At 34.2% G+C, this 14684-nt stretch carries 11 protein-coding genes; 2 read left to right on the top strand and 9 right to left on the bottom strand.

Going from position 1 to position 14684, the window contains the following annotated elements; all coding sequences use genetic code 11:
- Nucleotides 1-35: 35 nt before the first annotated feature.
- The 9 genes from TY11_RS03345 to TY11_RS03305 all read right to left on the bottom strand — a co-directional run bounded on the left by TY11_RS03345 (nt 36) and on the right by TY11_RS03305 (nt 12730).
- Nucleotides 36-1820, bottom strand: coding sequence for a hypothetical protein (locus TY11_RS03345; protein WP_042142832.1), 1785 nt, complete (start codon nt 1818-1820; stop codon nt 36-38).
- A complete protein-coding gene (locus TY11_RS03340) occupies nt 1786-2340 on the bottom strand; it encodes an RNA polymerase sigma factor (RefSeq protein WP_042142830.1) in 555 nt (184 codons plus the stop codon). The genes TY11_RS03345 and TY11_RS03340 overlap by 35 nt, the downstream gene beginning before the upstream one ends.
- Before the next feature lie 100 nt (nt 2341-2440).
- Nucleotides 2441-3850, bottom strand: coding sequence for a GGDEF domain-containing protein (locus TY11_RS03335; RefSeq protein WP_042142829.1), 1410 nt, complete (start codon nt 3848-3850; stop codon nt 2441-2443).
- 149 nt (nt 3851-3999) lie between these two features.
- Nucleotides 4000-4986 carry a ring-cleaving dioxygenase gene (locus TY11_RS03330; RefSeq protein WP_042142827.1) on the bottom strand — a complete coding sequence of 329 codons (987 nt, stop codon included), beginning with the start codon at nt 4984-4986 and terminating at the stop codon, nt 4000-4002.
- Nucleotides 4987-5107: 121 nt separating this feature from the next.
- A complete protein-coding gene (locus TY11_RS03325; RefSeq protein ID WP_042142824.1) occupies nt 5108-5716 on the bottom strand; it encodes a flavin reductase family protein in 609 nt (202 codons plus the stop codon).
- Nucleotides 5717-5727: 11 nt separating this feature from the next.
- Entirely contained in the window at nt 5728-6663 is a 936-nt protein-coding gene (locus tag TY11_RS03320; RefSeq protein WP_042142822.1) for a ring-cleaving dioxygenase, read from the bottom strand.
- A gap of 377 nt (nt 6664-7040) precedes the next feature.
- Nucleotides 7041-10133: a GNAT family N-acetyltransferase gene (locus TY11_RS03315; RefSeq protein WP_042142820.1), complete on the bottom strand. Its 3093-nt coding sequence runs from the start codon at nt 10131-10133 to the stop codon at nt 7041-7043.
- A gap of 953 nt (nt 10134-11086) precedes the next feature.
- The gene (locus tag TY11_RS03310) at nt 11087-12178 is read right to left on the bottom strand and encodes a copper resistance D family protein (RefSeq protein WP_042142818.1); all 1092 of its coding nucleotides are present in this window, start codon (nt 12176-12178) and stop codon (nt 11087-11089) included.
- A gap of 3 nt (nt 12179-12181) precedes the next feature.
- Complete coding sequence (locus TY11_RS03305; RefSeq protein ID WP_042142816.1) at nt 12182-12730, bottom strand: copper resistance CopC family protein; 549 nt, start codon at nt 12728-12730, stop codon at nt 12182-12184.
- Nucleotides 12731-12920: 190 nt separating this feature from the next.
- Here TY11_RS03305 and TY11_RS03300 point away from each other — a divergent pair, with 190 nt between their 5' ends.
- Complete coding sequence (locus TY11_RS03300) at nt 12921-13748, top strand: sensor histidine kinase (protein WP_042142814.1); 828 nt, start codon at nt 12921-12923, stop codon at nt 13746-13748.
- Nucleotides 13749-14393, top strand: coding sequence for a response regulator (locus tag TY11_RS03295; protein ID WP_042142812.1), 645 nt, complete (start codon nt 13749-13751; stop codon nt 14391-14393). It begins immediately after the preceding gene.
- Nucleotides 14394-14684: the final 291 nt, after the last annotated feature.

The following is a 14684-nucleotide window of genomic DNA, read 5'->3' as shown; positions in this document are numbered from 1 at the left end:
AGATTTGCCTAGTAGACAAATCCTTTTTTCTTTTATTAATCAATCAAATTATATAATTCATGTAATAACTCTTCTCGTTTTACAGCATCCATTTCAGAATCTATGTCCAATCCCTTTTCTTTAATTGCATACAATTTTTCTCTTATTTTCTCCTCAGTTGTTCGGTCCAAATAATAATTTGCATACGTAACAGACGATGCCCCAATGTGCATTTCATACGATTCTTTCGTCATATTGGGAGGTATTTCTGCTTCAATTAACCTTTTCATATCTTGCATCCACTCATCTATTGAGCCATATTCAGAGATTTCAATTGTATTATTTGCTAGTGAATCCCTTGCACTATCTACCCTCTTCATTGGTTCTTCCGTACTTCCCAACCAATAACACCAAGCACTAAAACTACCATCAAACTGAAAATAGATTTCTTGTATTTCTGGAAACTTTTCAAATGTTACCGAATTAAGTGTTTGAAATAGCTGTTGCGACTCCGCACTTGCCGGGCTTGGTGCTAGAAAATCTTCAAAGTCAATAACAACCGTGCCCTCTTCATTAATAGCGACACCATTTAACGAATCCTCGTTTCCATACTGTAATTTCTTATTTGTAAGAAGGTCGTTTATTTCCTTTTCCAATTCAGGGAAAGGATCCCCGAATGTCTGATAATCAAAGCCCATTTTAACTAAATCAGCTTGTTGCTTAATAAAACTTTCATATTGTTTTCCTAAAGTTAATTCATATAATACGACTAGATTCGTTTCTGGAACAAGTACATAAACTTTATCATCATCTATATCAATATATTTTTCTGGACTTACTGGTTTTTCCATAAACGTTTCATTCGGTATTCGAACGCCACCTATTATTGCACCTTCCTTATTAAACGCGAGTACATGTGTTTCAGATATTGGCGCAAATACAGGAGCCGTTACAGTTTTTGTAACAATAATTTGTTCTTTGTTAATTGCCAGAACAGACCTACTTCCAATACCTAAATCTGCAGAAATAGTAAGTTCTAGGTCTTTTTTTTCATTATTTATAAATAATTTATTTTCCGTACGATTAACCGTTTCAAAACGGTAAGGAAGTTCTTCATCAGCTATTAGACTCATTGTATCCAAGTTTACAAATTCTTCCTGGTTTTGACTCAAGACGATATCCCCATTTGCGAATTCATGTAAAGAATCCGCGTGAAACATATCCAAATCTGAATAGTCAAAGGACGCAACTAGTACTCCATCCACATCATATTGGTAGACAAGGCTTTCAATCGTACTTAACACATAAATATCGCCATTATCTGTTACCAAAATGTCTTCGAGGCTATCCTCTAAGTCTACTAGATATGTTTGAATAGGAAATGAAGTTGTTGTATCTCCCTTTCTTATTAATATTTGATTTCTAGCTTCATCCAAAATGTATATGACACCATTTTGAACATCAAAGGATGCAACATTAACTGGTAGTGTATGTCTCTCCCCTAAAAATTTAAGACCTACTTTTCCTTCACTTTCTCCATATACAAACGTATCGATTAGTTCAATTTGCGAGGTTTCTGCGATAGTAAATGTCCCTTCTTTTTCAGTCGCTAGCTGCTCTTGAGTTTGGGTGGAAAGGATGACAACCGTTACAATTAGAATAAGAGAAGCTATCGCTAATAATGGGTACGGTCTGAATGTTGGTCGCTTCTTTATATTTTTTTGGACTATCTGCTTGTGTAAATTATCCAGAAACTCTGGGCTTGGATCTAGATTTGGTCTTTCTTTTATTGGATGAAGTAATTGTTTAGCTTCTTGAAAAGGACTTTCTACTTTTTTCACCTTGCTCAACTCCTTCCAACCTACTCAATTCCTTTTTCAACACCTTTATAGCACGATGAAAGTCAACTCGAACCTTTAATTCTGTACACTTTAATACCACTGCAGTCTCCTTTACAGATAATTCCTGAATACCTCGTAAAATCAACAAACTCCTATAATGGGGTTTTATTTTCAATAAAGCTCGTTGAATTTCTTCCCATTTCTCCTTTACAAGCAACTGATCCATAGTAGTATTTTCTAGTTCTTTATTTGCCGACATCTTTTCTATAAGGTCTGGTAATACAGTTTTAAATTTCTTTTTTCGCATATTGTCAATTGCAGTATGCCTTGCAATCGATAACAGCCAATATTTAGCCTTATTAGAATCTCTAAGTAAACTAAGGCTATTTATTGCCTTGAGAAACGTTTCTTGGGTAATATCTTCCGCATCTTGCTTATTATTGGAGAAGTATAAGGAAAAATGATAAATATCTAAATAATAGTCCTGACACAATACTTCTATATCCAACTTGTCATTCATGACTTCCCCCCTTTGATAACTAGTCGATTCAGATTCACTTTTGTTTCAAGTTCTTTAAAAATAAAAAAATCACCCAAAATCGTTTGAGTGATTATCTTAGCTAGTTAGTTGATACGACCTGATTTTTTCCATTCTGTTTGGCTTTGTATAAACCTTCATCAGCAGCATGGAACAATTCAAGGAATGTCTTTATGTTACCTCCTGAATTATCAGCTACACCAATGCTTAAGGATAAAGAGATATTCCGACCATCTTTGGATATCTTCATACTTCTAACTGTATTCTGTATTTGTTTTGCTCTTATTTCCCCTTTTTCAATGGATGTATTAGGTAAAATCACAACGAATTCATCTCCACCATAACGACCCATTAATTCGTTATCTTGTATAATAGAAGAACAGGATTGGCTTACTTGTTTAATTACTTCATCTCCAAATAGATGCCCAAATTCGTCATTTATTAATTTAAAGGAATCAATATCAAACACAATACATGCGATACTTTCATCGTTAACAGAAGCCTGTTTCAGCCAATTATCTGTAGTCGTTTCTAAATAATCCCGGTTGTATAAACCTGTTAGAAAATCAGTAGTTGCCTTCCTTTTCATAGCAGATATGCTATGTTTAATATCTAATTTTAAAGCTGTTAGAGTCAACTCGCGATTAGTAATCTCATCTAATAACGAGATGTATTCTTTTTGAACTTGGTACCCTAATTGTATATCGTTCATTTGCTCGCACATTTTACTTCTTTCCAACTGAATGGTCTTTAACAAATAAATATCGTTATAGCTTTCGACTAATTCTTTTGCTACAGTATAGGATTCAAATGCTTCTTTAAACAACTCACGTTTCGCATACCAGTTTCCTAATAAAATGTAACTCTGCGATTTTTCCCTTACGAATGATTCTAAAATGGGATCAGCCATTATTTCTTCAATTATACGATTAGCATCATCAAGATTGCCTAAACCAATATGAGATTGAGCAATATTTAACATTACTCTGATCTGAAGTATCCGACTTTCGGGTTTATGTAATTTAGCCATTTCTAAGCCCATCATTCCGTTCTGAAGACCCACATCATAACACTCTTCAAGTATACTAACATGACTATAATTACTGTACGCATTACTAACAATATTGTATTTTTCAATTTCTTTCCCAAGTTGTATAGTCTTAGAAAGGGTTTCTTTTGCTTTCCCGTATTCTTTATTATAATCATGAAGCAAGAACAATACGTTATATAAATTTAAGGTATCTGCTACATCTCCATGATCATTACATACCTCTGTATAAGCATCAATGCTTTGAAAAGCATCCTCAATAGCTCCAATACTATAGAATGAAGCTGCATTATTGATATGGGCTGTTAGAATGGATTTATAATCGTTTAACTCATTGCCTAAGTTGAGAAGTTTATAGGATTCTTTTATTGTTTCCTTGTATTTTCCTTCTGCTCGGAGAAGAGTTACTTTTTGCTGTTGTTTCTTCAAAGTTTGTATGTCCATTATTTCACTCCCCTACAAAAACTATGAAAGTTGTATTCTACGTCCATTATAGAAGTTTCCCGATAAACAGGCAATGAAAGAAGATAGCGCTATTTTATTTTAAAATAGCGCTATCTCTTGAAACATATTTAGTTACCTTATTTCTTTGTTTAATCTTCATATTCTTTAACAAATTCTTTTGTACTTCTGACCGTATCAATTGGACGGACTAATTTTTCAATTTCATCTCGTTTGTCCTCAAAGAATGGAGGTAGTGATAATTTCTCTCCTAATGTTTCATATGGTTCATCACCCATAAATCCTGGTCCGTCGGTTGCTAATTCAAATAAGACACCTGGAGCAATGTTGGCATATAATGATTCAAAGAAGTAACGGTCTACATGACCGGAATTAGGTACACGGAATGAGGCATAATGCTCCATCCACGCTTCTAATTCACTACGATCTTCTACACGGAATGCTGCATGGTGGACAGTACCGAATCCTTGTCTTCCTCGTGGAAGTACGGTGTTATATTCTACAATTACCTGTGCGCCATTTCCACCTTCGCCCATTTCAAAAAGATAGAAAGATCCTTCTTTTGCAATCTCTTTAAATAGGAAAACCTGCTCCAAAACAGCCTTAAAATAATCAAAATTCGATACACGTACAAACACTGGTCCTAAACCTGTAATAGCATATTCCAAAGGAATTGGTCCTTTTTGCCAAGGTGTTCCAGATACAACACCCTCATTATTCTCATCAGAAATTAATTGATATTGTTGCTCATCAAAATCTACAAAAGAAAGTGTTTTCTTACCAAATTGTTCTTTAATACCAGTATGTTTAATATCTAATCGATCAAATCGTTTTACCCAATAGTCTAGTGCTGCATCAGTAGGAACACGGAATGATGTTTTAAAAATTTCATCTGTACCATGCACACCTTTTGGAATGCCCGGAAAATCAAAGAATGTCATGTCTGTTCCTGCACTGCCCTTATCATCTGCAAAGAATAAATGATAGGTTTGAATATCATCCTGATTTACTGTTTTTTTAACTAATCGCATACCTAATACAAAAGTAAAAAATTCATAGTTCTTTTCCGCGCTACTTGTAATTGCTGTTACGTGGTGTACACCTTTTAATTGATTCATGTATGATTCCTCCAAATTATTAGTTTATCTTTTCTCCATAGTTGGTTAAATTAATTCAATAGCTATTTAGTTTTTATGCTTCAGGTCGATTTGATGATCTCCGAATTTGTTCCTAAATCATTTACTTTGGACGCTCAATGGAGAATGTATCTCCAATCTTGGCGTAATTAGTACCAGCAAGTCGACTTACAGCCGCGAGTTTTTCGTGGTTTATTCTACCCGATTCATATATCTCTTCCTTAATATGAAACCGTGTAATCTTACCTATTACTAAATCAACGCCTACCTTTTCATCTTCCCCCAACTCTAGAGCATGTTCTAATGTACATTCAAATCGGACCTTAGCCTCTTTAATCCCAGGAACTGTTATACTCTCACTCGGCACTAGAGATAATTTTGCCTGTTCAACTTCACTTAGGTAAGGTGGCAAGGATGCGGCTGTTATATTAATTGCCTCCACATTAGACTCATCCACAATATGAACGACAAACTCTTTTTTATGGAATATATTCCTTGCTGTATCTTTCATTATCCCCTCTTTCCGTTGAAGTCCCAAGGAAATCATAGGTGGATTAGCAGAAACAATATTAAAATAGCTAAACGGCGCCCCATTTATTGTTCCATCCTCCGCTACGCTTGTAACAAAAGCAATGGGCCTTGGAATAATGGTTCCAATTAATAATTTATAATTTTCCCTTTCCGTATTTGCTTTTGGGTCAAAGGATAGCAATAGTATCCCTCCTAGTCTAATTCTCTTACCTTAATCGGGATTAAGGTATTATTAAGTCTTTCACGATATTGCTCATATTGTTCAGGCAACTTAAGATTTTGTCCCATTGTATCAAAAGATTCATCATGAGCAAATCCAGGTGGATCTGTTGCAATTTCAAATAGAATCTCGCCATGCTCTCTGAAATAAATCGCATTGAAGTAATTTCTATCTCTCACAGCAGTAACGCCATATCCCTTATCAGCTACAAAACGTTGCCAATCTAACTGATCTTCATCATCTTTTGCCCTCCAAGCAATATGATGGACGGTTCCAACCCCCATTTGTCCGCGTTCCATCTCTGTTTTCTTAATATCAATGATATTTCCAATCTCCCCATAGGACTTAAAGCGGAGTATATCTCCTTCTTCACCAACTTTTTCTAATCCCATTAAATCTAGAAGCGTCTCAGCTGTTTGTTCAGGGTTTATAGAATATAAAATAGCACCACCAAATCCCTTAATAGCAACGTCTGGAGTTACATCACCAAATGTCCACTTATTTAGTTCACCATCAGCTCGTTCCACTAGCTCTAACTGTAGTCCGTGGAAGTCTTCAAATTGTAAGTACGTTTCCCCGAATCTCTCTGAATTGGTAAAATTGATATTAAAATTTTCTAACCTTTCTTTCCAATAGTTCATTTTCCCTGTTGGAATCGCATATGTTGTTACCCCAACTTGTCCGCCACCAATTTTTCCTTGATAAGCATTTGCCCAAGGGAAAAATGTAATAATACTTCCTGGTCGTCCACCATCATTACCAAAATATAAATGGTATGTGCCTGGATCATCAAAGTTAATGGTTTTCTTCACTAACCGTAAGCCTAAGATACCTGCATAAAAATCAACATTCTCTTGTGGGTGACCAACAATTGCTGTTATATGGTGAATTCCTTCTGTTTTTTTCACGAATATCACTCCTTCTAATTCAAAACACTATTCCTTCTATACTTTTACCAAATTAAATTACATCATTAATGATTCTGGTGAAGTGCAATCAATATATATCTCGAAATCGAGACAATTTAAGACAAAAAAATAATACCATGATAATTGTATAACTTAATATATTATGAATTAATTTATTCTTAATTAAGTTTAATTATAATAGTGATATTTTTGTTTGTCAATACCTCCAATTAATCCCGAACTACGCAGGCAAAAAGAGACCACAAAACATCATTGGATATCTTGTCGACGTTCTGTAGTCTCTTTTTCTAATAGGATTTAACAATACTTCAATTGCTTATAATATCTTGATACCTGTAATTCAGGGTTATTAAAAACTACTTATTAAATCTAATCTCTTGTAAGTCAAGTTGTGCGACATCATTTATAACACTATTATTAAAGACGTAGAAGTTAGGAATCGTAAAATAAGTTGAATTGGACGGCAAGGTTAATTTCTCACTTACAGAAGTTAACACAACTTCTTTATTTATATAGACTTCTTGCTTCGTACTTTCCGACTTAGATATTAATTGTAGAAGGTCATTGCTAGTATGACAACCAATGATAATATTACGATCTACTATTAACTCATTTTCATCATAACCAGCAATAACTTTCATCCAGTTACCAGATTTATCCTGAAAGTTGACCCAATTATCTTTAATAGATGCTCCTGGTCTAAAGAATGCCGATGTTTGCCAACCTTTATCATTGAAAAATCTTCCTGTATTTTGTTCAATTTCAGATACATGACATAAAACAGGTACGCCTGGAAGTAGAAGAAAATATTGCTTAAGTTTCAGTCCTTTATAATCTTCATTTTGTTCAATGGCTGTATCTAGCTTGATTCCTCGCCATTCATTCCCTTTATTATCTTGAATGCTAGTAAACTCGCCTCTTGTTTTTTCCTTTTTTAATGAATGTGGTTGTATATCTGCTATTCTACTTGATATTCCCCCAGCCCAAGGATTCCACCATAATTTGGGTTCAAGAGCTGGAAAAGGTGTATCTAACCATTCTTGCTCCTGATAAGTTAGAGAATGTAATGAAGGAAAAAAGTCTGGAGTTGCTTTAATTTCAATTACTCCATTATTCATTGTCCATGTATCCATTCCATGCTCATGTACAATATCTTGTTTGATATCTACATTCTGTTTTCGAATCACAAGAGTTTCTCGTTCATGAATGGCAGCATCCAATCGAGCATTCATTTTAACAGTTGAAATAGCAGGTACATGATCAATAGGTATTTCTGTAACCCACTCTGTTTGTTTTTCTTTTCGATCAAACTGCTCTATTACTATTTCATTATTATCGGAGAGTGAAAGAGACATTTCCCCATGAAGGTAATTAGACTTATAGTCTGTCACCTTACAAGTCATTTTTTCACCTTCAACAACTGGATTGTTATTTGGTAAAGAAACACGTAAATGATTAACAGTTTTGTTTTTCTTCTTTTTAGAAGACTGTTTGGCAAACGCTCGGAAACTCTCTATATCATGGAATGCTCCTAATGAAAAATATACTGGGTTTGTTTTTCTAATTGAATTTGGTTCTACCTTACCCACTTGATGCTCGAGGTAATTAAACCAAGAACCAAAGTGAATTTTTTCATTTGAATTCCAGCAGATACCGATTGGTTCTGTTTTCCCATTTACAAAAATCCAATTCTCAGTAATTTGACTTTCATCCCAATTTTCATAGGAATTACCGATGGAATCCTTTAATTCAATAATTTCCCCTCGATAAGGAATAACAGCTTTTTCTAATTCTAAATAGATGGATTGATTAACAAAAATGGACTGTTCTGTTTGCACATCCAATATGTTTTCCACTTCATAATAGTTTTCCACAAGACCTTCACTATATAGTTTCATAACAATATGGAATTTAATAGATGGTAAAGCTACTAAACGGTACGCAACCTTTGCACCAATATAGCCTTCCCCCTCCAAAAGTTCTAAATCAGTGTATGTTGCCTTGGCCATTTCTTCTGAGTATGGTTTTCCAACTTTCGGTGGCATAATCCAAATACTTTCCTCTTGTTGCTTCCTACCTGCATCGATACTATTATCATCCTTGTCTAGCTTAGCAAAGTATTGACCATTGAATAATTGAATTTTCTTCTCGTCTTCCCCATAAAACTTCGCACCGATTCCCCTTAATGGGACACCAATGACTTTTGAAAATTCAACTGTTTCACCGTGGTCTTTTTTAGCTTTAATGGATAACTTTGCATCATAATAACCATGGTTTAGGACCTTAAATGTTATCGGAATTGATTTTCTTTCCTTTGGATCCATTTCTAGCGATATTTTTGGGATATCTATCTCCATAACTGGTGAAGATGGGAACTCCAATTCAAAATGCATTTTTTCTGAGAAATTATTCATCATATCAAGGTAAAATACACTCTCATTACCGATAAAACTCATATCCTCTGGAAATTGTGCAGAAATCTGAGCTGGATATTTTGGTAATATTCCTACCCTCATTTCTGCCTGCTTACCATTGATTGTCACCAATGTTTTCACACAAGGGTGGGTACGGAAAGTATTTTGTTCTTCATTAATTGGATTGACATAAAATGTTCCGTTAATTTCTGTTTTATCAATTACCTCAATTGATTTTTCCAAAGCATATTCGATGTTTTTATCACTCATACCTTTTAAGTCGATATGAAGCGGCTTACCGGTTTTGTTTATGATGGAATAAGTAACATGGTACTGATCTCCAAATACGAGACGGTGTTCAGGTACCTTCACGGAAATATGGTAATCTGTTGTTTCGATTAATCGAATGCCTCTTCCAGTACGTTCGAATTCCATCCTTAGTGATTCATTTTCTCTCTCCCAAGCGTATTCATAGAAATGAAAATCATTCTCCACTCTACCATCTGGCTTCACTTCAATTTCTCTAGTGCTACTATCATACCAATTAGTATCCTGAAAGAAGCCCTGTACCGCCTCCGTATGTAATACGGTTGGCATAAAGTTCATTAGATGCGTTGTATCATCTCGCTCTTCCCAAAAGAAGCCACATTTTTTATATAGTGGTACTGCCTTTGTATTACCTGGCCATGTGTATAGATCTAGTCTAGGCCACTTTAAATTGATTGCTTCCTCCAAAGCAATTAAAAGTAATTTCTTTCCGATCTTTTTACCATGATAATCATCTCGTACATTTAAAAGTGGTATATACAAAGCCCCTTCATCATCTCGATACTCGCTAAATCCACAGTATCCCACAACTTTCTCACCCTCGAGAGCAAGAAATGTATGAATATTAGTCGAGTTTCTTTCCCGATGCAATATGGACTCTTCAGTATCCACCGTATTAGCTCCACCCCAGCCGTCACGACTATGATTCCACATATCAGCAACTCTTGCTGCATAACTTTCATCGTACTTTACAATGCTGATTTCCATAAAAATCCCATCTCCCTTTTCTTCCAAAACCCTTAGTTACTAATCCCATAAGTTTAGCCAAAACAAAAAAGAACCACTCCTAGAAAAACTTACATTCGCTTGATATTAGCGAATTAGTTTTTCATAAGCATGTAGGAAAGCTTTTTATTCTTTCCTTTCTGCTCAAAAGAAGGGTTCTTTAATTCAGTAATTAATCTAAAAGTGATTAATCCATGAAAAATTGAATTAAAAAACCATAGGAGTGCATAACACATCCTATGGTATAAATTCGATAATCAGTTTTGATTAGAGTTTTAAGTAACCAGTAGGTTGTATTAAGCTGTTATTCAATTTTGTAACGTTTGCGTTAAATTTGATCATGACATACAACCTCCTTTTAATAAATTTCAGAATCTTTATTACTACATCAGTATACAGAAAATTCTTTTTGAAGTAAAGCCAATTTTTGTTAATTTGTCTTAATAATATATACTTGTTTTACCATGACATATTTGGACATATATGACCCTCCTTCCATTTTGAAAGAGTTTAAAGGAATACTAGCAAACAGCTATAGTTCCTCCGCTAATTAAGAAAAATCGATTGAAAGCCTGAAGTAGTGAGCTTATCATGAATCGTGTATAAGTTATTCTAAATACTTTAACACAAGTTCATTCAGATCATCATATACTAGATGTTGGTATATCACTATTGCCCATCGTGGGATGTAACCACCTTCCCACTCGTTTTCAAGTCCTTTTGTGCGCAAGTATAAGACTATTTTAAAGGGGCTTTCTCGTTGAGAAATGCCCCTTTTTGTAGTTCGCCTTATTTAACTATAGTATTCCTTATTCTTGAATAGCTAATCATAACACCCTTAATAAGGGGTATGTTGAAACAAATATAAACTTACAATCGATTTACTAATTACTTTATATCTTTTAATATATTATAACTTTTGAATCACTCTCATTTTAGCGAATCACTACAGTCATCATTAACATAAGATATAAACTCATTACAAATAAGCAACTAAATAGAAAAGATATAATAATGGATGTTTTTTTGTAAAACGATAGTACAATTAATCCCATAAATAAAATAGTTAGGATGAAGAAACATAGTGTATTTAAGTTCACGGTCAAGTTAATTGTACTTCCTGAGTCGATGGTTCCATCATGGAATAAACGGAATAATGGAGATACTGCATCATTCGTTAGATAGTTACCATGGGGAGGTGATTTCTGTGAAAAAATAGATGTAATCGCAAAAATTACAAATAATATCAATCCCTCTACACGAACCCAAGAAATAGGATTAAATGTAGCATCTTTTGATAGTTTACTTTTCACAATAATACCATTTACACATGCATAAAATACAAGTGGCAGTAGGAATAAATGTTTGATTAAAAGCCCTTGTCCGTAAGAAACCATCCAAGAATCCACATAATCATCTACTATTACATCCATTAACAGTAAGCCACTAAGACCTGTCATAACTAAACACCCAATAGCGAGTAATGAAAACCAACCTAAAAATACAAGCCAATTTTTATAATTGGTCGCACACCAGCCCAAAACAAGCAGAATACCGCTCCATAGACTAACAGCAAATAAATGGACAAAGTGGGCTATAATTCCCGTGAGTGGATTAATAGCACCCGCATGACTAGACCAAGCAACGGTAAATATCAACCCAACTGTTAGAAGCATTCCTAAAAATGCGAAGAGACGTTTTTCATTAGGCCTCGCCAAGGCAATTAGTAATACTAACATAACGGAACCGAGAAGGGTAAAACTCCATGCATTCCCAACGGTATAGGTAGTTAAAACCATTTTAATTGATTCATATAAACCTAACCGTGGAGCAATAAATAAGATAATATCAAGTACAGGAACAAAAGCAAAAATAGGTAGTGTTACGGCACTTATAAGAAAAATACGCTTTCGAATGTTTATATCAGGACGATATTTATTTGGTACAAGTAGAAATACAAAACTTCCTAGTAAAACTGAAAAGCATATATATAAAAGCACCTGACTAATCATTAGTGCTATATCCATTTACTATTTCTTCCTTTTAATAAGCAAAGTAAAACCGACTATCGCAATGATAACTAAAGCTACAATAAGAATGTAAATCATAGAAGATGATTCTTGATCTTCCGTCGATTGTTCAGCGGATTCTGTTGAATCTTCCATCTCAGTCGTTTCCGGTTCTGATGGTTCTTCAGTTACTTCATCTTCTGATTCAGGAACTTCTGCATTAACTGTAAATGAAAATTCCCCTTCTAATGGGTGACCGTCCCCACTTACAATATTCCAATTAACCAGATATTCGTCATTTGCAAGTGGCTCAGAAAAAGCACCTGTTAATGTACCTTCATCAATAATTATTTCTTGTATTTCAACAGTTTCTCCTTCAGTAGTTGTTACATCTATAAAACTACCTTGTTCAATTGGACCATTAAATTCAAGAACAATCTCATTTAATGGCTCCTTTACAGTGTCACCATCTGCTGGGTTTGATTCTTCTAAATGTGAGTGTGCGAACACACTAGTAGAAATAAACATTGCAAGTAAGCCTACTATTACTGAGGTAAATATACGTTTCAAAAAAATTCCTCCCTTTTTTATATCGCTAACCATGTTGTTTTGTATGATTCGCGAGTTATCCTAAAACATTATAAAATACAATTTCGATAATAAATAATCCCTCAAAAGAGTGATTTAAAACATATTTGTTAATAAAGTTCGAATAAATGATAGAATAAAATACATCTTAATATAGAAATGTGGTGAAGAATTGAAGTATAAGCAAGTAAAATGGCTTATTTTAACTATACCAACTATTACTATCGCCTTATGGGAGTATATTAGACATGAATTTCTCCTTGATTATATTTCAATGGATATAGGTAATCTACTTTCCCCTATATTAGTCTTTATCGTAACACTCGTCTTTTTACGACACTTGTTTTCAATTTTAGAAAATATACAGGAAGAGCTAAGGAAAGCAAAAACAAAGAAAGCTGCACTTATTGAGAGGGAGAAGTTAGCAAGGGAACTCCATGATGGAATTGCCCAATCTTTATTTCTATTATCTGTAAAGATGAATAAATTTGGAAGGAAGAATCATCTCGAACACGACCCGGATTTTGAAAAAATTAAACAAACATTACAGCACGTACACGAAGATACTCGTCAAGCTATTACGGACTTGAAGTACTTACCAAATGAAGACTCCTTTAGTTGGACAGAAACAATCCAACATTATGTAGAAGAACTTAAGAATCAGCATTTAATGGATGTTCATTTAAAATGGGAAATCGGGGAAAGTACATTATCATCGAAAGAGAAAGTAGAGCTTTTTGCGTGTATTAAAGAAGCCATTTTTAATGTTATTAAACACGCAAAAACAAATCAAGTATGGATTCATGCAATTGAAATAGATAATGGATGGATTTGTCAAGTTAAGGATAGAGGAATAGGATTTACAAATAAAGAGCATCAATCTAAAAAAGGCTATGGACTACAAATCATTAAGGATAGATCCAGAGATATGGATTGGGAATTTTCGATAAAGAAATTAGATAATGAAACAATTATTGAAATAAGAAAGGAGAGAAAATAAATGCAACCTTTTCGCATTCTAATTGTTGATGATCACGCTCATGCAATAGAAGGAATCCGAGAAATCTTAGAAGAACATGACGATTTTCTTATTGTAGGAGAAGGTAAAAATGGAAAAGAGGCAATTCAACTTACCGAAGAATTAATGCCTGATATTATTCTAATGGATATTCAAATGCCAGTTATGGATGGACTAGAAGCAACTAAAAGAATTAAACTCAAATTTCCATATGTAAAAATTGTGATGATCACTGTGTCAGATGATATCACAGATTTATTTGATGCATTAAAGAAAGGCGCACAAGGATATTTATTAAAAAATATTCGATCAGAAGCATGGTGTGAACATTTAAGAGCTTTTGCCTTAGATGAAGTCCCTATGTCCAAAGAAATTGCGTTCCAAATTCTAAAAGAATTCCCTCAAAGAAAGGTAAAAAAGAAAGAAAAGACACCTTTATCAACCCGAGAATTGGAAGTGCTACAATTAGTAGCCGAAGGTTTGTCAAATAGAGAAATTTCGGAGACTCTATTTATTTCGGAACATACGGTTAAAAGTCATCTAAAAAACATACTAAGTAAACTTCATTTAGACAATAGAGTTCAGCTAGCAAGTTATGCTTTTCAACACGGTCTGATGAATAAGTAAAGTGGTTATAAACAACATGGATTTCTCTTCCTTAATCAAACTAAATAAATGTAAAGAATGCGGGAGGGTAAGAAGCTCGTTCCCGCCTATTTTAGTTAGCATTTTTTTATTTTTTGAGAAACAAAAAAGCAACTACTTAACAAACCATACTCAATGCAGGACTTACCAGAAATTCCAAACCGAAATTAGATCTCTTCTGATGCTCGGTTGAACAACTTATTACTTCCTATTCTAATGCATAAAATTACACCTCCGAAGAGCTTCTTGAACTCTTTTGCCCAGTTAGCGTTT

This window comes from Paucisalibacillus algeriensis, assembly GCF_000577245.1.
Lineage (GTDB): Bacteria > Bacillota > Bacilli > Bacillales > Amphibacillaceae > Ornithinibacillus.
Note: the sequence above shows the minus strand (reverse complement) of the source record. Positions and strands in the feature narration are given on the sequence as shown.

Bases quoted from the DNA above. Each gene is read 5' to 3' on its own strand.
- TY11_RS03340 (WP_042142830.1), bottom strand. From the start codon at position 2,340: ATGAATGACAAGTTGGATATAGAAGTATTGTGTCAGGACTATTATTTA.
- TY11_RS03335 (WP_042142829.1), bottom strand. From the start codon at position 3,850: ATGGACATACAAACTTTGAAGAAACAACAGCAAAAAGTAACTCTTCTC.
- TY11_RS03330 (WP_042142827.1), bottom strand. From the start codon at position 4,986: ATGAATCAATTAAAAGGTGTACACCACGTAACAGCAATTACAAGTAGC.
- TY11_RS03315 (WP_042142820.1), bottom strand. From the start codon at position 10,133: ATGGAAATCAGCATTGTAAAGTACGATGAAAGTTATGCAGCAAGAGTT.
- TY11_RS03310 (WP_042142818.1), bottom strand. From the start codon at position 12,178: ATGGATATAGCACTAATGATTAGTCAGGTGCTTTTATATATATGCTTT.
- TY11_RS03295 (WP_042142812.1), top strand. From the start codon at position 13,749: ATGCAACCTTTTCGCATTCTAATTGTTGATGATCACGCTCATGCAATA.